We start from the raw sequence: 18,232 nt of genomic DNA on the forward strand, positions 1-18,232 counted from the left end.
GGGGCTCCGGACCTGCTTCGTCATGGAGCGGCCAGAGAGTGCCGGCGTAGTCGGGAAAAACTGAAGACGGTGATCGCGAGACAGGCGATGGAGCACACAGTGAGGAGCACGGGCACGTCTCGCAGGGGTGTCGCCGCGACGAGGACGCCCGCGATGGGATAGGGAATGGCAACGAGAAGGACGACCGCGGAGACGGTGACGCCGAAGTCCTCCACCGGAATGACCCGGGCTCTGGCTATACGGAGAAAACAGGCAAAAGCGCCTTCGGATGCCAAAAACAGACAGGTCCACACAAGATAGATCGCAAAGCCGGATGCCATGCCGGCACCCACGGCCGCCAGGCAGGCGATCAGACCGCTGAACAGCCCGATCTTAAGAATCCCCATCCGGGAGGCGACGCGAGTCATGACGATGATCACTGCGAGCGACGCCGTGGCGCCCAACGTCCAGACGATGCTGGCGTACGAGGTCGGGCGGCCGAAGCGGTCTTCCACGACGGCCGGCGTTATCCCGAGGATCGTTGCGGCCAGCAGGTTGAAGGCCGCCGTGGCGAGGACTATGTGGATCAGCGCCCGATAGCGCATCACACCTCGCAGACCCGCCGTGAGCTCGGCCCACGTGGAGCGCCGGGCCCGCATGCCGGACGGCCGTTCGGGAAGCCTGCGGCACAGGCCCCCGCTGATCAGTACCAGTGCCAGCACGGCGGACAGCACCCAGACGTCGCCCTGGCCGGCGAGGACTCCAGCGACGAAAGGCCCCGCGACGAGCGCCATCTGGTCGATTCCGGCTTGCGTGGATTGCATCCACGCCATCGACTTCGATCCGTTGATCTCCACGCCCAGCTTCTCGACGGCTATGTAGGAGGCCTGGCCGAAGGTTCCGGCGGCGAAGGCGAGGGCCACGAGGAGCGCCCAGGCGTCCGGACGGGTGACGATGCCGATGAGCGCGCAGGTCAGCAACACGGTACGGACGGCCTCCGCGGCGAGGAGGCAGGTGCGGGATCCGAAGCGATCCACCAGCGGGCCGGCGATCGGGATGCCGATCAGGCGAGGCGTCCATTCAAGGGCCAGGACCAGCCCGGACCAGGCCATGCTGTGGGTGGCGTTGAAGATCAGCAGCGGGATCGCGAAGGCGAGCGTCTCCGTGGCGAGGCGGTTCGTGACGCGCACGATCATGGATCCGTAGAGCGCCTGCGCCGAGTCCGCGGCCGCCTCGGCCCGATCGGCCGGCGCCGTGACATCGCGTTCAATGGAGGCCGTCACCGTACGGCCGTGATCAGGCGACAACGCTGATCCTGTCCGCGAGCGTCTGCCGCAGCCGCACGGCGTCGCCGTAGGTGTCGGCCGTGAACATTAGGTGGCCGATCCGCGACCGCAGGTCCTGACGGTCGGGGATCGGCTGCCCGGCGGATATGGAGATCTGCGCGTCGTGCACGCCTGGAAGGCGCAACGCCTCTTCCCAGCCGCGTAGCTCCGTGTATCCACGTCCGACGAGGCTGGGCTCGGTGACGAAGTGGATGCCGGCGACCGCCGCCGAAGGCGTGACCGAGGCGGGGCAGGGCACTCCCGCCAGCGCGGCCAGCGATGCCTGGGCCAGAGACAGGCCGGTGACCGTTTCGACCATCTCGGCGATATGGTCCCCGGCCATGCGAGCCCCGACCTCGATGAGAGTCGGCCCTTCGTCCGTGACCCGATACTCGGCGTGGAACGCACCCGTCGTGAGACCCAGGCCCTTGGTGACGTGGTCCAGGTAGTCCGCCACAACCTCATGGCCCGGCACCTCCGCCGCCGGACGGACGATATGACCCTCTTGTTGGAAGTACGGCTCAGGGCCCAGCCACTTCTCGGTGATGGCCAGGATGGTGGCCTGACCTTGCCGGACATACCCTTCGGCGGAGAACTCCTGGCCGCGAAGGTACTCTTCGACCACCACCGTCGAGCCCGGGAGCTGCTCGGCGATGGGCAGCGTCTCGGCCGCGATCCGCTGATAGCCGTCGATCAGATCACGCCGGCTGTCGGCCCGCCGGACACCGATGGTGCCCACCATCCCCGACGGCTTGATGACACAGGGATATCCGACCGTCTCGCCGGCGTCGGCGGCCTCCTCCAGCGAGGAGGCAATGACGAAGGCCGGAGCTCGCACGCCGGCCGCATGCATCCGCGCCCGCATGGCTGATTTGTCGCGAACCGCGTCTGCATCCGCCGGATCGATTCCTTCGACTCCGAGATCCGTCGCGATTGCGGCCACGGCCGGAACGACGAACTCGACTCCGGCCACAACGGCCTGGATCGGATGCTCGCGGTGGACCCGCCTGGCCGCCTCCCGGAGCTCGTGGAAGGACAGTGTGTCGACCATGCGGATGTCGTCGATGAATTCCCGGACGTTTTCGGGAAGCGCATAAAAGTCGCGACCAGTCGTGAGAACCGTGGTGCGCATCTGCAGCTGGTGCGCCGCACGCGGATACAGCTGCCCGGAAGAAGCAGGAGCTACGATCAATACATGCACGTCATTACTCGTTTTCTGGTCAGGTCGAAACACGTAATATAGCCGGTCTTCCGTTTCGGAAGGTTTTCCTTCAGGTAACATGATCATGACCGGCAGGCGGCGTCGCTTAGCCGCATCCCCCGGCGCCGACGGCCGGTTCGCAGGGAAATGGCGGCTGACTCCTGACGATCGTCCGGTCAGGCGCGTTGCTCGGTCAGGTAGCGGCGGATGGCGTCGTGGATGTAAGGCGGAATGGCCAACGTCGACAGCTGTTCCGGCGCGAGGAACCGGAGCTCGACGCCCTCGGCGAGCGGTAGCCCGGTCTCGTCGCCGTCCCAGGAGGCGGCGAAGAACGTGATCATCTGGCCGGAACCGTCGCTGTCACGGATCTCGAACAGCTCGGTCATCCCCTCGACCGCGAGACCGGCTTCTTCGGCCAGTTCGCGGACGATGGCCTCCGCCGGGGGCTCGCCGGGGTCGCAACCGCCACCGAGCAGGCTCCAGTGGCCGGGCCAGGCGATACCCGGCAGATCATCCCGCAGGTGAAGAAGGAGTTCACCGCTGTGATTGACGATGATCGCGACTGCCCCACGCGCGGTGGCCGGCTCTTGACGGGACATCACGCGGCGGCCCTTTCCTTCTGGCCGGAATACCAGGCGGCCGCCATGAGCGCCTGCGTCCTCGTGCGGTCGAACCGGCCGTCTGACTTCAAACCGCTTTCCAGCAACTGCCGCATGCCGATCGGGACATCGGTGAGCGCGGCGTGGATGTGGGCGTCGGTCCAGGACGCGAGCGGGCCGGTGAGCCAGGTCGGTACCGGGCTGGCGAAGCCGAGCTTGTCGCGGGTGTCCCAGACCTTTCGCGGAAGACCGAGAGCCATGGCGGCGTCTCTCAGGATCCGTTTGCTCGCCACCGGCTCACAGATCTTGTAGTCGGACGGCAGACGGTACGCGAATTCGACGAGTGCTCGTGCGAGATAGGGAGACCGGCGTTCGATGGCGAACGCGGAGGCGAGCTTGTCACTCGTCATGACCAGCGGCCGCCAGGCGGTGGACAGATCCACCAGCGTCAGGGCTCGCGCCAGGTCACCACCGGCCCGGCACAGGGCATCTGCGACCAGCTCGCGGATTCGTTCTTCCGGGTCAGGCCCGCGCAGGATCAGCTTGGTCACCGCTTCGACGGGGTCCGGCCGCTCTCCTGCCGCGTACAACAGTTTCGCGGCGAGGGGACGGTACGCATCCAGGCCGGCCGACAGGACGGCATCCGGGCCGAAGAGCGCGATCGCGTGACGAATGTAGCCCATCAAGAACTCGTCCGGGCCGATGCCGCCGACCACCACGCGGATACCGCGGTCCGCGACCGCCTTGTAGGCCATGTACTCGGAGAACGTCGATGCGTTTCCCATCGGGTAGTCCAGCGCCGTCACGATGTGCGGCAGGGCGGCGACGAAGTCCGCGATGTCCGGTTCGATGACGACGAGTTCCGCGCCGATGTCCCGGGCGATCGTCGCCGCGATCTCGGATTCGTCGAGGCGATCCTGGCCGGGATAACGGACCGTGACGCAGACCGGCGGCCGCATGAGGTAGGCCAGCATGGAGGAGTCAAGCCCGCCGGACAGGAGCAGGGCGAAGTCGCCGTCCGGGGCCCGTAGCGGAACCTGCTCGGCGAGCGTGACGGAGTATTCCGCGAGTGCGCTCCGGTAATCGCCGCGCCAGGGCTCCAGATCCTCCAGTCGCCAGAACGTCCGTTGCTCGAGTGACCCTGTGTCGACATCGAAGGTCAGCAACGTGGCGGGAGCCAGCAATTGGATCCCCTGGAACGGGGTGTCGACGCCGACCGGAGTCTCGATCGCCACCATCTCTGGCCGGATCACCAACGGCGCGGGCCCGTAGCCGGTCAGAGTGGTGACCTCTGACGCGAAGGCCAGCCGCCCGCCGTCCAGCCGCCAGTAGAGCGGCTTCTCCCCTAGCCGGTCCCGGGCCAGGAACAGCTTTCCGATCTTCGTGTCGTAGATGGCGAGTGCGTACATCCCGTCCAGCCCGTCCAGGCAGGACGGACCGAACTTCGCCCAGGCCCGTAGCACCAGATGCGCGTCCGTCTCACCTGCGGCCAGCGGGATGTCCCAGGCTGCCGCCTGCCGCCGGTAGTTGTAGACCTGTCCGTTGAAGGTCAGCAGCAGTCCCGAATCGTCGTCGACATAGGGACCGAGTGCCGCCGTCGAGTCGACGATCAGAAGGGTGTTCATGCCCAGTGTCGCGCCGCCATCGGCCGCGACGACACACCTGCTGCCGTCAGGGCCACGGTGCGACTGCGCGAGTCCCATCGCCGCGACCGTACTCTCATGCCGATCGGCGTATGCCCCGGCCAGTCCCACTATTCCGCACATCTGGTTACCTCCCAGGAAGATCGAGGATCCGACCGGCACGTGGTCGCGCCGGCGCAGGTCGAGGGAATCGAGGTCACGAGCGTCAGGGCCGCTGCCAGGCGGCCGAGCGAGTGGTCACCGAGCAGGCGCCAGAGCGCGATGGGATCCGATCGCGACGGCGGCCGCGAGAAGAACGGGCAACGCGAGAGCGAGGGACAGACTGCTGACCGAGGCGAGAGCCCCGATCGCGGCCGGCCCGATGAGCATGCCCAGATAGCCGGTGCCGGCGACGGCCGCCACGGCACGAGGCCCGCCGCTCCCGGCGGCGGTGATGAGAGACGGGACCACCGTGGACAGGCCCAGGCCGAGGGCGGTCCAGCCCAGCAGGGCGGCGGGGGCGGTACCGATGGCCAGCCCCGTACCGAGGCCCACCGCGGCGATCAGGCCGCCGACGCGGACCAGCTTGGCGGGCCCGTAGCGCGCCGTGAGGCGATCCCCTATCAGACGTCCCGCCGCCATCGCCGCGCTGTAGACCGCGTAGGCGACGGCCGAGACGGCGGCGGATGCGCGCAAGGTGTCCAGATGGACGGCCGACCAGTCTGCGGCGGCGCCCTCTCCCAGCAGGCAGGCCGCCGCCAGCGCGCTCAGCAGCCAGATCGCGGGTCCCCGCGTGCGCACCGGACGGCCGGAGCCCGCCTCGTGGTCCTTGATGGCGCCGTCTCCGTCGAGCCGGGCGACGATGCGGATCGCCGGAGTGGACGCGAGGGCCGCGAGCGCGAGCGTCATTCCGACTCCGACGAACAGCGCCTCATGTGGCAGACCGGCGGTCACCACTGCGAGAGCGGCACCGAACAGCGCGCCGAGGCTGTAGGAGGCGTGCAGCCCGGACATGATCGGCCGCCCGTACGCCTCCTGGCAGCGGACCGCCGTGGCGTTGGTCCCGATGTCCAGCAGACCATGGGCCAGCCCGAAGAACACCGCCGCCACGATGAGAGTCGGCAGCGTACGACACAGGCCGAGTGCGGACAGCGCCAGGCCGAGAGCTGCCGTCGGCATCACCAGCAGCTTGGCCGAACCATAACGATGAGCCACGCGGCCGCCGAGCTGTAGACCGGCGAGCAGTCCGGCCGCCGCGCCGAGCAGCACTGCGGCAAGGCGCCCCGAGCTGAGATGTGCCGCCGCCTGCACGGCAGGCATCCGGGCGCCCCATACCGCCATCGCCGCACCGAGCCCGCTGATGTATGCGATCAGCAGACGACGAGCCGCCACCGGCGGTGCTGGAGAGAGGAGAGGAACCTCGGGTGTGAAAGTGGAGGTGGGGGCTGTCACGTCTCACAACCTCTGTACGAAGCCGCGGCTCACCACGGTTTTGGCGGGGGCACCTCGTGGGCGAGGTGATCGGTCCTGAACCCCGGCCGGCCTGTTCCTCCTCCGTCACCGCTACCGGGCGAAGATCGTTTGGGTCGCTGTACGCGGCCCGGCGGCGCGGGGGTTCAACGGTTCTCGATCTTTCTCGCGGATTTTTTTCCGTGGGGCTCACGACGGTCGGTGCCGCAGTCCCCGGCGCCTTCGCGGAGTGCCTGCTGGACTGGTGGGAGTCCAACGACGGATCACCCGTCGAGATCACCGACACCGTGCGGGAGTTGACCGGCCGTCCCGCCCGCACGTTCGCGACATGGGCCGAGGATCACGCCGCCGACTTCGTGTCCTGAGCGGACATCATCACCGAGCCCGCGCGGGCCGCCGCACGGCGGCCCGCGTCACGCGAACTCAGAAGTTGATCATGTGGCCGGCCAGGCCGTGAATCGCCTCCTTGACCGCCTCGCCCAGAGTCGGGTGGGCGTGGACGTTCCGGGCGACCTCGTGAACGGTGAGGTCCCACTGCTGGGCGAGCGTCAGCTCCGGCAGCAGCTCGGTCACGTCGGGCCCGATCAGGTGCGCGCCGAGCAACTCGCCGTACTTCGCGTCGCTGAGGATCTTCACGAAACCGGTCGGGTCGCCCAGGCCGTGGGACTTGCCGTTCGCGGTGAAGGGGAACTTGGCGACCTTGACGTCGAAGCCCTTCTCCCGCGCCTGCGCCTCGGTCCAGCCGAAACTGGCGATCTGCGGCTGGCAGTAGGTCGCGCGCGGGATCATCACGTAGTCGAGCTCCATCGTCTCGGCGTCCGCGATGGTCTCGGCGGCGACGATGCCCATCGACTCCGCCGCGTGCGCGAGCATCAGCTTGGCGGTCACGTCCCCGATCGCGAAGATGTGCGGCACGCTGGTGCGGCCCCGGCCGTCGATGTCGATGGCGCCGCGTTCGGTCAGCCGCACGCCGGTCTTCTCCAGGCCGTAGCCGTCGACGTTCGGGGCGAAGCCGATGGCCTGCAGCACCTTGTCGGCCTCGAGGACCTGCTGCTGCCCGTCCTTGGAGACGGTGACGCGGACCTTGTCTCCCGACTCGTCGATGCCCTCGACGCGGGTGGAGGTCAGCACGTCGATGCCGAGCTTGCGGTAGCGCCGGCCCAGTTCCTTGGAGACCTCCTCGTCCTCCAGCGGCACGAGCCGGTCGAGGAACTCCACGATCGTGACCTTGACGCCGTAGTTGCTCAGGACGTACGCGAACTCTACGCCGATGGCGCCCGCGCCGGCGATGACGATGCTGCCCGGCAGCTCCTCGGTGAGGATCTGCTCCTCGAACGTTACGACCCGCTCGCTCAGCGACGTGCCCGGCAGCAGCCGCGCGCTCGCGCCGGTCGCGAGGATGCAGTGGTCGAACGTGACGGTCTGTGTTTCACCCCCTTGGCTACGCCCCGCCGCCCCCAAACCGTTGACCTGGATGGTGTTCGGGTCGGTGAAGGTGCCCCGGCCGTTGAACTCGGTGATGCCGTTCTTCTTCATCAGGTAGTGGACGCCCTTGACGCGGCCGTCCGCGACCGTACGGCTGCGGCGGAACGCCTCGCCGTAGTCGAAGCGCACCTCGCCGTCGACCTGGATGCCGAACGTCTTCGCCTCACGGGTGAAGATGTGCGCCAGCTCGGCGTTGCGCAGCAGGGCCTTGGACGGGATGCAGCCGACGTTCAGGCAGACGCCACCCCAGTATTTCTCCTCGATGACCGCGGTCTTGAGGCCCAGCTGGGCGGAGCGGATCGCGGCGACGTACCCACCCGGGCCCGCGCCGAGAACGACGACGTCGAAATGAGTGCTCATGAGCAGTAACGATATTGCCCATGAGCGGGTCCGGCCGACACCGTCCCCGGCCCGGCCGGACCCGCGCCGCGCCGGGTCGGCGCTCGCCGTCCAACGCGGCCATCTGGGCGGGGACGTGACGGTCGCCCGCTGCCGCCCCTGGGATCGTGGCGACGCTCTCCGCCTCGCCGGCCGGGCGGCAACTTCGCTACATTGATCGATGTACCATCGTTTTCGTGACGGAGACCGGTACTCGCGAGCGCATCCTCCACGCGGCCGCCCGGCTGCTCAGTGAATCCGACGGCGCGCCGCTGTCCACCCGCGCCGTGTGCGCGGCGGCCGGGATCGGCGCGCCGACCCTCTACCACCACTTCGGCGACAAGGACGGGCTGCTCGATGCGGTCGTCGCCTACGGCTTCGAGCGCCATATCGCCGACGAACGCGCCCAGCAGACGACCGGCGACCCCGTCCAGGACCTGCGCCGGGGCTGGGACGGCCACGTCGCCTACGGTCGGGAGTACCCGGCGTTCTACACGCTGATGTACGGCACGGGCCGACGCGGGGGCGCCGCCGAGGAGGCGCGCCGCATCCTCGTCGAGGTGCTGGAGAAGGTCGCGCGGGCGGGCCGGCTGCGCGTGCCGGTCGAGACGGCGGCGGGAATGATCGGCGCCGCCTGCGTCGGTGTGACCCTCGGCCTGATCTCCGGCGACCGGGGCGACCCCGAGCTGTCACCGCGCACCCGCGAGGCCGTGCTCGCCGCCGTCACCACCGACCAGGCCGCCGACGGCCCGTCGTCACCGTCCGCCCTGGCGGTCGCGCTCGCCACCGCGCTCGCGGACCGGGCGCCGACGGCGCTGAGCGAGGCGGAGAACACACTGCTGCGCGAGTGGCTCACCCGCCTGGCCGGGGCCTGATAGGTCTCGCCAGGCGATCCGATAGAGCGTCCTCGGGCCGCCCTGTGGCGGTGCCGTCAGGCCGCCCGGTAGACGACGAACGACACCGCGATGTACTGCGCGACGTAGGCCGCGATCGTGAACGCGTGGAACACCTCGTGGAAGCCGAACCAACGCGGTGACGGGTCCGGGCGCCGCAGCCCGTACACCAGGCCGCCCATGCTGTAGAGCAGACCGCCCACGCACACGAGGATGAGCGCCGCCGGACCGGCGCCGTCCAGCAGCTGCGGCATGAAGGCCGCCGCCACCCAGCCGAGCCCGACGTACAGCGCGGTGTACAGCCAGCGCGGCGCGCGCACCCACACGATGCGGAACAGCACCCCGGCGCCGGCGCCCGACCAGATCACCGACAGCACCACGGTGCGCGCCGTGCCGTGCAACGCCAGCAGGGCGAAGGGCGTGTAGGTGCCGGCGATGATCAGGTAGATGTTGGCGTGGTCGAACCGGCGCAGCACCGCCTCTCCCCGCGCCGACCAGTGTCCTCGGTGGTAGAGCGCCGACACACCGAACAGCAGCGCCGACGTCACGGCGTACACCGCGGCGGCCAGCCGCGCCGACAGGGTCGGGCCCAGGGCGACCAGCACGATTCCGGCGATCAGCACGGCCGGGAAGGTGCCCGCGTGCAACCAGCCGCGCAGCCGTGGCTTCACCGCCTGTGCGAGCTCCCCCACGCGTGCCGCCGGTCCCCCCATGGGCCCCTCCTTCGTCCGTGCCGATGATCCGTGCTCGGACTCAGTATTCCGAACGACGCGCCAGCCGTCTTCCTCCACCCAGGCGTGAGGTGAAGTCGGTCTCGGCCTCCTGGACGTCCTCGACGGTCACGGCCACCTCCTCCAGGGTAGGCCGGTCCCGGAGCCGGTCGGCCGCCCGGCGCAGCGCCCGCTCGCCGACGAGCCGGCTCAGCTCCAGGCCGAAGCAGTCCAGCTTGTCGGCGTCGGTGAGGTCGTCACGGGCCCGCAGGTCGGCGGCGAGCTCGCCGAGCCGCTGCGCCTCGGCCAGCTCGTACCGCCGTAGCGCGTGGCTGCACAGCTCCGCCAGGGCGGCGTGGTCGCGGGCGAAGGACAGGCCGTTCAGGTCGTTGCCGGCCAGCCGGCTGAGCGCGCGCTTGCGGTCCATCGCCGCGTCGACGATCTTCAGGAGTCCCGACAGCAGCAGGATGGGCCCGATACTGATGCCCTTGTCCTGAGCGATCATGAAGGACGAGCGGAAGACCGCGGCCGAGCCGATCGCGGCGGCCATCACCTGCGCGACGTCGGCGCCGACGGGCGGAGCACCGTCCGGCAGCGCGAAGCGCCAGCCCATCGACTCGGCCAGGATGAGGGCCAGCGTCGAGGCGGACGCGTTGACGATGACGTACAGCATCCCGGACGGGGAGAACACCGCCGCCGCGGGTTTGTCCTGGTAGCGCCCCACGAGCTCCGCGATGCCGATGACGGCGCCGAGCAGGGCGGCGAAGAGCATCCTGGTGACCACTAGGCCCCCCTCACGCGTACCGGTTCCAGGCCGGCGGTCATCAGCCGCCCCGCCCGCGCGGCCTCCAGGAAGACCAGGAGCCACTCCCCCGGCCCGGTCGCCGTGCCGTACCAGCGGCGCGGTGGCGCGTCCCTCGCCTGGAGGAACATCAGCAGCCAATCCCCTGTGCCCGAGGCTGTGCCCCGGCGCATTCGTGTCGACATGGCGAGTACTCTCGCGAGCCCGCCACGGGAAGGCGACGACCAGCCGACCACGGGTTCCGAACCCGCTGCCCACGGCGTCCGCGGGGCAGAGTTGTGGCGAGTCCGTGGCATCTCGGCGAATTCTTCGCACACCAGGAGTACAGGCCGCCGCCTTTACAAAGTAAGTCGGCGGGGTGAGGCCACACGAAGCCCGCCGCGATCGGTCGCGGCGGGCGGGACGACGACGGGGATGGACGCACCCCGGGACGGGTCACAACCGGGGCGGGCGGCCCTCGTAGGGGGTGCTCAGCACGACGGTGGTCCGGGTGGAGACGTTCGCCGCGGCCCTGATCTGCTGCAGCAGCTCCTCCAGCGCGAACGGCGAGGCCACCCGCACCTTCAAGATGTAGCTCTCCTCACCCGCCACCGAGTGACACGCCTCGATCTCCTGCAGGTGGGCGAGCTTCTCCGGCGCGTCGTCCGGGGCGGCCGGGTCGATCGGCTTGATCGAGATGAAGGCCGTGAGCGGCAGGCCGATCGACTCGTGATCCAGCACCGCCGAGTAGCTCTTGATCACGCCACGCTTCTGCAACCGCCGTACCCGCTGGTGCACGGCGGACACGGACAGGCCCGTCTCCCGGGCCAGGTCCGTGAAGCTCATACGGCCGTCCTCGGCGAGCAGGCTTACGATCTGCCGGTCGATGTCCTCCACGCCTCAGAACCTATCGCGATGGACGGTTTCGCGGGGGAACGCCCTGTGGACACTCGCGGACGGCGCCCGTTCACACTGCCAGTCACCCGCGGGACACGTCAGCGTGGCCCGGCCAGGTGCCGTCCGATCACCATGCGCTGGACCTGGTTGGTCCCCTCGACGATCTGCAGGACCTTCGCCTCACGCATGTAGCGCTCGGCGGGGAAGTCGCTGACGTAGCCGTAACCGCCCAGCACCTGCACCGCGTCGGTCGCCACCCGCATCGCGGTGTCGGTGGCGAACAGCTTGGCCATCGCGGCCTGCGGACCGTACGGCTTCCCGGCGTCGCGGCGGCGCGCGGCGGTGAGGTACAGCGCCCGGGCCGCCGCCACACCGGTGGCCATGTCGGCGAGCATGAACCGCAGGCCCTGGAAGTCGGCGATCCGCCGGCCGAACTGACGACGCTCGCGGGCGTAGGCGACCGCCGCGTCCAGCGCCGCCTGGGCGACGCCGACGGCGCAGGCGGCGATGCCGAGCCGCCCGCCGTCCAGCGCCGACAGCGCGATCGGGAAGCCCTGCCCCTCCGCGCCGATCCGGTCGCCCTCGGGAACACGCGCGTCGTCGAAGTGCATCTGCGCGGTCGGGGACGAGCGCAGGCCCATCTTCTTCTCCGGAGGCGCGGCGCGGACGCCATCGGTGTCGCCGGGGACGTGGAAGCAGGAGATGCCGCGGCTCTTGTCGGCCGAGGTGCGGGCGAAGACGGTGTAGAAGTCGGCGTGCCCGCCGTGGGTGATCCACGCCTTGGTGCCGCTGATGGTGTACGCGCCGGTGTCGTGGTACGCCTTCGTGGTCAACGCCGCCGCGTCGGACCCGGAGTGGGGTTCTGACAGGCAGTACGCGCCGAGCAGCTCGCCGCCGATCAGGTCCGGCAGCAGCCGCTCCCGCTGTTCGGCCGAGCCGTGCGCCGCGACCGGGAAGCATGCCAGGGTGTGCACGCCGGCCCCGAGGCCGACCGCGAGCCAGCCCGTGGCCAGCTCCTCCACCACCTGGAGGTACACCTCGTACGGCTGCCCGCCGCCGCCGAACTCCTCCGGATAGGGCAGCCCCAGCAGCCCCGCCCGGCCGAGCGTCCGGAACACCTCGCGGGGGAACCGGCCGGCCTCCTCGTCGGCGGCGGCCCGCGGCGCGAGCTCCGCGCCGACCAGGTCACGGGTCAGTTCGAGCAGGTCGTACGCCTCCGGCGTCGGCAGCTCACGATCAACACCCATCGTCCACTCGCCTTCGGCCACGGCCCCTCCACGCTGAGGGGACACCTCCGGAAATAGTAGGACGTCCAAGTAACTGATCGCTATCACCCGAAGGCGACGTACGGTACGTCCTGGTGTCCCACTACTTTGTTCCGACCGGTCGAGGAGGCGCGATGCGGGTCCGGCTGTCGTACGGTGAGACCGGGCTGGAGGTGGAGCTCCCGGACGCGGCCACGACCGTCGTGACCCCACGGCACCACCCTCCCGCCCCCGACCCGGCGGCCGCGCTCCGCGCCGCGCTGCGCACGCCGATCGCCGGGCCGCCGCTGCGCGATCGCGTGCGCCCCGGGCAGACCGTGGCGATCTCCGCCTGCGACGGCACACGGCCGCAGCCGCGCGACCTGATGATCCCGGCCGTCCTCGACGAACTCGCCGACATCGTCGACCTCGACGACGTCACGATCCTCGTGGCGACCGGCACCCACCGCGGCAACACCGAGGCCGAGCTGCGTGAGATGTTCGGCGACGCCGTCGTCGACGCGGTCCGCGTCGTGAACCACGACGCCCGCGACCCCGGCCGCCTGACCTACGTCGGCACCCACGGCGCGGGCGTCCCCGTCTGGCTGAACAGCGCCTGGGTAGACGCCGACGTGCGCATCACGACCGGATTCGTCGAACCGCACTTCTTCGCGGGCTTCTCCGGGGGTCCCAAGCTCGTCGCGCCCGGCCTGGCCGCGCTGGAGACCGTCCTGACGCTGCACGACGCCGCCCGCATCGGGCATCCGTCGGCCACCTGGGGCATCACCCACGGCAACCCCGTCCACGACGACGTCCGCGCCATCGCGACCGCCACCGGCGTCACCTTCGGCCTCGACGTGATCCTCAATGGGGACAAACAGATCGTCGCCGCCTTCGGCGGAGACCTCCTGGCGATGCACGCCGCCGCCACGGCCGCCGCCCGCGACGCGGCGATGCGCCCCCTGGACGCGCCGTTCGACGTGGTGGTGACCACCAACTCGGGCCATCCCCTCGACCAGAACCTGTATCAGTCCGTCAAGGGCATGTCCGCCGCCTACCAGGTCGTCCGGCCCGGCGGCGTCATCGTGTGCGCGGCGGAGTGCCGGGACGGGTTCCCCGACCACGGGTCCTACCGCGAGGTGCTGGCCTCGGCGTCGTCCCCGCAGGCGCTGCTCGCCGAGATCACCGCACGCGCGCACACCATCCCGGACCAGTGGCAGGTGCAGATCCAGGCCCGTATCCAGGCGGGCGCCCGCGTGGTGATGCACACGTCGCACCTCGGCGACGCCGAACTGGCCGGCGCGCACCTGGAACAGACCCGCGACATCTCCGCGACCGTCGCGGCCGCCCTCGCCCAGGCGGGTCCGGGCGCCCGGGTCTGCGTGCTGCCCGAAGGCCCCCAGACCATCCCCTACCTCGCCGCCGGAGCCTCCTGAACCACCGCACGACGGGCCGGCCGGCGGCCTCCCGGACCATCCCACCCGTCACGGGCCGGATCGCCCCCGGTCGAGCGGCGGAGAATCCCCTGCCTCACGGCGCGGCCGCCTGAGCGGCCGCGCGGCGACCCGCCCAGGACCGGGCCGCCGGACCGGCGCGACGGCCGGTCCGGCGGACCGGTCAGACGTCGGCGACGATGAGGTCGCGGGTGACGTGATTGACGCTCTCGTGACCGTCGGCGGTGCACACGACGATGTCCTCGATGCGCGCGCCGTGCGGTCCCGGGTAGATCCCCGGCTCGATGGAGAAGGCCATCCCCGGCTCGAGCGGCTCGGTGTTGCCCGCCACGATGTACGGCTCCTCGTGCGTCTCCAGCCCGATGCCGTGACCGGTGCGGTGGATGAAGTACTCGCCGTACCCGGCGGCCGCGATGACATCACGCGCCGCCGCGTCGACGGCCTCGGGGGTGACGCCGGGGCGGACGGCGGCACGGGCGGCCTCCTGCGCCTCCTTCAGCACCGCGTAGTACGCGCGGAAGTCCGCCGGCGCCTCGCCGACGGCGTAGACGCGGGTCTCGTCGGAGCAGTACCCGCTGGGCATCGTGCCGCCGATGTCGACGACGACGGGATCACCGGCCTGGATGACGCGGTCGGACAACTCGTGGTGCGGGCTGGCGCCGTTGGGGCCGGACCCGACGATGACGAAGTCGACCGTCGCGTGTCCCTCGGCCACGATCGCCTCGGCGATGTCGCGGCCCACCTCCCGCTCGGTACGGCCCGGCTTCAGCAGGGCCGGGACGATGCCGTGGACCCGGTCGATCGCCGCTCCGGCCTCGCGCAGCGCCTCGATCTCGGCCGCGCTCTTGCGCTTGCGCAGCTCGCCCAGGACCCGGCCCGCCGCGACCTGCTCCGCGCCCGGCATCGCGGCGCGGAAGCGCAGGGCCATGACCGCCCACATCCGGTCCGCGACGCCGACGCTGCCCAGGTCGCGCGGGAGCCGCGCGGCCACCAGCGCGTACGGGTCATCGGCCTCGTCCCAGGGCACCAGCTCCACATCGAGCGCAGCGGCCGTCGACGCCCGCGCGGCGGGCAGTTCGAGCCGGGGCACGACCAGGAAGGGGTCGCCGGCCGCCGGCACGACGAGGCACGTGAGCCGCTCGAGCGGAATGGCGTCGTAGCCCGTGACGTAGCGCAGATCGGGCCCTGGCGTCAGCAAGAGCGCTCCGAGTCCGGAGTCGGCGGTCGCCTCGCGCACCCGGGCGAGGCGGTCGGGCTCGAATAGGGCTGTCGGGCTTGTCACACCGTTCCCTCTCCTGTGAGACCTATCTGTCGGCCGCAATCTACTCCGCCCGACCGGGCCGGTCGCCTCCGGGCGGCGGCGGGCCCGATTCCCGGCCTGCGGCACGGGCACCGCGGCCCCGACGGCGTCGCCCGGCGATGCACAAGACGCGCACAAGCACGATGGAAGATGCTCGCTGTGTGCGATAACCCCATCACGGACAGCGAAAATCGCTACCATGACGTACATGCTCCTGGCGTGCACAAGGCGAGCGCAGACCCCGCTGGCCTCGTGCGTCACACATTCCGTACATCCACCATCGCCCCCGCAGACGATCACACAGTGAAAGTGGTCTCCATGGGATTCCCTCACACCACGGGCGACACGCCCCAAGGCCCGCAGGCGGACGCGTCGGATACGACCATCGATCGGCTCCGCGCCGAGAACGAGCAGCTGCGCGACACGCTCCGCACCAGCGCCGCCATCGAGCAGGCCAAGGGCGCGCTCGCCGAGCGCCTGCGCTGCGGTGTCGACGCCGCGTACGCCCATCTCCTCAAGCTGGCCCGGGACAGTGACATCTCCCCGTTGGACGCCGCCTCATTACTGTTCGCCCCGGAGAGCCGTGACGGCGAGTCTCCCCCGCCCCCGCGATCTCCCTCCGACGACGCGGGCCGCGCCGCGGCACCGGCCGCGGGCGACCGCCCGTCCGCGGCCGTTCGGACGGACGGTGAACGGAGCGCCGCCGCAGGCTCCCCGGCCGTCCTCGCCGGCCCGCTCGACCAGTTCCAGCACGCTCAGCGCCTCGGCAACCTCGGCTGCGGCGTCTGGGAGCCGGCGACCGGCGCGAGCCACTGGTCCGAGCAGGTTTACGCGATCTTCGGACGTGACCCCGAGGAAGGCCCGCTGCCGCTGGACCGGCTCGCCGCGGTCGTCGTCCCGGAGGACGTTCCGCTCACCGCGCACCTCGTCAGCACTCTGGTCGACGGCCGGGAGCCCGTCGACAGTGAGATCCACATCCGGCGTGACGGGGAGACCCGCGAGCTGCGGCTGATCGGCGAGCCCGTGGTCGACGCGACGGGCCGGCCCAAGGCCGTCCGCTGCGTCTACCAGGACGTCACGGGCTGGCGGCGCGGCGAGCGCGCGCTCACGGCGTCGCGCCGGCAACTGGAGCAGCTCCGCGTCGACGAGGAGCGCCGCCAGGCCATCGACATGCAGCGCTCGATCCTGCCCCTGCCCGAGCGCGTCATCGACAAGCCGGGCCTGCGGGCGGCGGTCCGCTACCTGCCGGCCGGCATCCTTTCCCGCGTCGGCGGCGACTGGTACGAGACCAGCGCGATCGACGGGGAAGGCGTCTTCCTCGCCATCGGCGACGTCTCCGGGCACGGCCGGACCGCCGCGGCCGCCATGGCCCGGCTCCGCAACGGCCTGAGCGGGCTGGCGTTCACCGGTGCGCCGCCCGACCGCCTGCTGGCCTGGCTGAACCGCCTCACCCTGCACTGGCCGAGCTCGTTGACCGCCACGGCGCTGGCCGGCCGGTTCGACCCGGAGACTCGCACGCTGACGTGGGCGCAGGGCGGGCACTTCCCGCCGCTGCTGATCCGTGACGGCAAGGCGACGACGCTCGACCCGCCGGAGGGGATGCTGCTCGGCGCGGTCGACGACGCGGAGTTCGGCGTCGCGACCACGTCGCTGGAGTCCGGAGACCTGCTGCTGCTCTACACCGACGGGCTGATCGAGCGGCGCGACCGCGACCTGCAGGTCGGTCTGGATCTGCTGCTGCGTGTCGCGTCCACGGTCGGCAGCAACGACCCCGAGACCGTGCTGGACCGCGTCCTGTCGGCGTTCGGCGCTCCCAACCCCAACGACGACACCTGCGTCGTGGCCATCCAGATCGTCTGACCCGCGCAGGGCACCGGCGCGAAGCTGAGAGGATGGCGGCGTGGGTGGACTCATGCTGCTCGACACACCGTCGCTGTACTTCCGCGCGTTCTTCGGAGTGCCCGAGACGGTGACCGCGGCCGACGGAACGCCGGTCAACGCCGTGCGCGGCCTCCTGGACATGATCGCGCGCCTCGTCCGGGAGCGCTCGCCGCACTCCCTGGTCGCCTGCATGGACGCGGACTGGCGGCCGGCGTTCCGGGTCGAGGCGCTGCCGTCCTACAAGGCGCACCGGGTCGCACCGGACGGCGGCGACCAGACGCCGGACGCGCTGGCGGCCCAGGTCCCGGTCATCGAGGAGGTCCTCGACGCGTTCGGGATCGCCCGGATCGGCGCTCCCGGCTTCGAAGCGGACGACGTGATCGGCACGCTCGCCACCGCGCACGAGGGCGAGGTCGACGTCGTGACCGGCGACCGTGATCTGTTCCAGCTCGTCCGCGACGACAAGCCCGTGCGCGTGCTCTACACCGCGCGCGGGATCAAGGCGCTGCAGATCGTCGACGAGGCGGAGGTCACCGCGAAGTACGGAATTCCCGGCCGCGCCTACGCCGACTTCGCCACGCTGCGCGGCGACCCCAGCGACGGGCTGCCCGGCGTGCCGGGGGTCGGGGACAAGACCGCAGCGGCTCTGATCACCCGGTTCGGTTCCCTGGAGGACATCGAGCGGGCCCTGGACGCGGGCGAGACGTCGGGTTTCCCCGCGGGCGGCCGGCTGAAGCTCGAGAAGGCACGGGACTACCTCGCGGCGGCGCGGACGGTGGTCCAGGTCGCCACGCGGATTCCCATTCCCGCCTTCGAGGCGGGTGTGCCGCGCACGCCCCGCGATCCGGAGCGTCTCGTCGCGCTGAGCGATCGCTGGAGCCTCGACAGCCCGGTGAACCGGCTCCTCGCCGCCCTGGGAGACGACTGACGGGGCACCGCACGGCCCCGGCATGTGACCGCTGGGTGACTGTTTGCATTTCTTGCGTCATTTGGCGCAGTACGGCGGCATATCC

Annotated in this window: 18 protein-coding genes; 6 read left to right on the forward strand and 12 right to left on the reverse strand. The window is 70.7% G+C overall.

From position 1 onward, the window contains the following. Positions 1-20: 20 nt before the first annotated feature. From NE236_RS22415 to NE236_RS22435, 5 genes are all read right to left on the reverse strand, one after another. Positions 21-1,175 carry an MFS transporter gene (locus tag NE236_RS22415; RefSeq protein WP_252844026.1) on the reverse strand — a complete coding sequence of 385 codons (1,155 nt, stop codon included), beginning with the start codon at positions 1,173-1,175 and terminating at the stop codon, positions 21-23. A 100-nt stretch (positions 1,176-1,275) separates the two neighbouring features. Next, the gene (locus tag NE236_RS22420) at positions 1,276-2,586 is read right to left on the reverse strand and encodes an ATP-grasp domain-containing protein (protein ID WP_252844027.1); all 1,311 of its coding nucleotides are present in this window, start codon (positions 2,584-2,586) and stop codon (positions 1,276-1,278) included. Between the two features lie 95 nt (positions 2,587-2,681). Then, positions 2,682-3,104 carry an NUDIX domain-containing protein gene (locus NE236_RS22425; protein ID WP_252844028.1) on the reverse strand — a complete coding sequence of 141 codons (423 nt, stop codon included), beginning with the start codon at positions 3,102-3,104 and terminating at the stop codon, positions 2,682-2,684. Next, positions 3,104-4,870 carry an asparagine synthetase B family protein gene (locus NE236_RS22430; protein ID WP_504915086.1) on the reverse strand — a complete coding sequence of 589 codons (1,767 nt, stop codon included), beginning with the start codon at positions 4,868-4,870 and terminating at the stop codon, positions 3,104-3,106. Before NE236_RS22430 ends, NE236_RS22425 begins: the two co-directional genes overlap by 1 nt. Positions 4,871-4,984: 114 nt before the next feature. After that, positions 4,985-6,118: an MFS transporter gene (locus NE236_RS22435; protein WP_252844030.1), complete on the reverse strand. Its 1,134-nt coding sequence runs from the start codon at positions 6,116-6,118 to the stop codon at positions 4,985-4,987. A gap of 260 nt (positions 6,119-6,378) precedes the next feature. Here NE236_RS22435 and NE236_RS22440 point away from each other — a divergent pair, with 260 nt between their 5' ends. After that, positions 6,379-6,561, forward strand: coding sequence for a hypothetical protein (locus NE236_RS22440; protein WP_252844031.1), 183 nt, complete (start codon positions 6,379-6,381; stop codon positions 6,559-6,561). 58 nt (positions 6,562-6,619) lie between these two features. On the opposite strand, the gene lpdA is transcribed toward NE236_RS22440, so the two are convergent. Further along, positions 6,620-8,041, reverse strand: a complete 1,422-nt coding sequence (lpdA, locus tag NE236_RS22445) for a dihydrolipoyl dehydrogenase (protein WP_252844032.1) — start codon at positions 8,039-8,041, stop codon at positions 6,620-6,622. On the opposite strand from lpdA, the gene NE236_RS22450 reads away from it, so the two are divergent. After that, entirely contained in the window at positions 8,040-8,237 is a 198-nt protein-coding gene (locus NE236_RS22450) for a hypothetical protein (RefSeq protein ID WP_252844033.1), read from the forward strand. The two genes, lpdA and NE236_RS22450, sit on opposite strands and share 2 nt — an antisense overlap. Positions 8,238-8,256: 19 nt before the next feature. After that, entirely contained in the window at positions 8,257-8,934 is a 678-nt protein-coding gene (locus tag NE236_RS22455) for a TetR/AcrR family transcriptional regulator (RefSeq protein WP_252844034.1), read from the forward strand. A 56-nt stretch (positions 8,935-8,990) separates the two neighbouring features. Here the strand turns inward: NE236_RS22455 and trhA are convergent, their stop codons facing one another. The 5 genes from trhA to NE236_RS22480 all read right to left on the reverse strand — a co-directional run bounded on the left by trhA (position 8,991) and on the right by NE236_RS22480 (position 12,587). Continuing rightward, positions 8,991-9,665 (reverse strand): PAQR family membrane homeostasis protein TrhA, encoded by a 675-nt coding sequence (gene trhA / locus NE236_RS22460; RefSeq protein WP_252844035.1) that lies wholly within the window; start codon positions 9,663-9,665, stop codon positions 8,991-8,993. A gap of 40 nt (positions 9,666-9,705) precedes the next feature. Next, positions 9,706-10,446: a hypothetical protein gene (locus tag NE236_RS22465; RefSeq protein ID WP_252844036.1), complete on the reverse strand. Its 741-nt coding sequence runs from the start codon at positions 10,444-10,446 to the stop codon at positions 9,706-9,708. Next, a complete protein-coding gene (locus tag NE236_RS22470; RefSeq protein WP_252844037.1) occupies positions 10,446-10,649 on the reverse strand; it encodes a hypothetical protein in 204 nt (67 codons plus the stop codon). The genes NE236_RS22465 and NE236_RS22470 overlap by 1 nt, the downstream gene beginning before the upstream one ends. 250 nt (positions 10,650-10,899) lie before the next feature. After that, positions 10,900-11,340: an Lrp/AsnC family transcriptional regulator gene (locus NE236_RS22475; protein WP_308209139.1), complete on the reverse strand. Its 441-nt coding sequence runs from the start codon at positions 11,338-11,340 to the stop codon at positions 10,900-10,902. A 98-nt stretch (positions 11,341-11,438) separates the two neighbouring features. Then, positions 11,439-12,587 carry an acyl-CoA dehydrogenase family protein gene (locus NE236_RS22480; RefSeq protein WP_252844260.1) on the reverse strand — a complete coding sequence of 383 codons (1,149 nt, stop codon included), beginning with the start codon at positions 12,585-12,587 and terminating at the stop codon, positions 11,439-11,441. Between the two features lie 152 nt (positions 12,588-12,739). Here NE236_RS22480 and larA point away from each other — a divergent pair, with 152 nt between their 5' ends. Then, entirely contained in the window at positions 12,740-14,020 is a 1,281-nt protein-coding gene (gene larA, locus NE236_RS22485; RefSeq protein WP_252844038.1) for a nickel-dependent lactate racemase, read from the forward strand. A 181-nt stretch (positions 14,021-14,201) separates the two neighbouring features. Here larA and NE236_RS22490 read toward each other — a convergent pair whose 3' ends face one another. Then, a complete protein-coding gene (locus NE236_RS22490; protein WP_252844039.1) occupies positions 14,202-15,320 on the reverse strand; it encodes a M24 family metallopeptidase in 1,119 nt (372 codons plus the stop codon). A gap of 336 nt (positions 15,321-15,656) precedes the next feature. On the opposite strand from NE236_RS22490, the gene NE236_RS22495 reads away from it, so the two are divergent. Both NE236_RS22495 and NE236_RS22500 read left to right on the forward strand, forming a co-directional pair. Then, complete coding sequence (locus tag NE236_RS22495; RefSeq protein WP_252844040.1) at positions 15,657-17,198, forward strand: SpoIIE family protein phosphatase; 1,542 nt, start codon at positions 15,657-15,659, stop codon at positions 17,196-17,198. 40 nt (positions 17,199-17,238) lie between these two features. Further along, a complete protein-coding gene (locus NE236_RS22500; protein ID WP_252844041.1) occupies positions 17,239-18,147 on the forward strand; it encodes a 5'-3' exonuclease in 909 nt (302 codons plus the stop codon). The last annotated feature ends 85 nt before the right edge of the window (positions 18,148-18,232 follow it).

Source organism: Actinoallomurus purpureus (assembly GCF_024055795.1).
Taxonomy (GTDB): Bacteria; Actinomycetota; Actinomycetes; order Streptosporangiales; family Streptosporangiaceae; genus Actinoallomurus; species Actinoallomurus purpureus.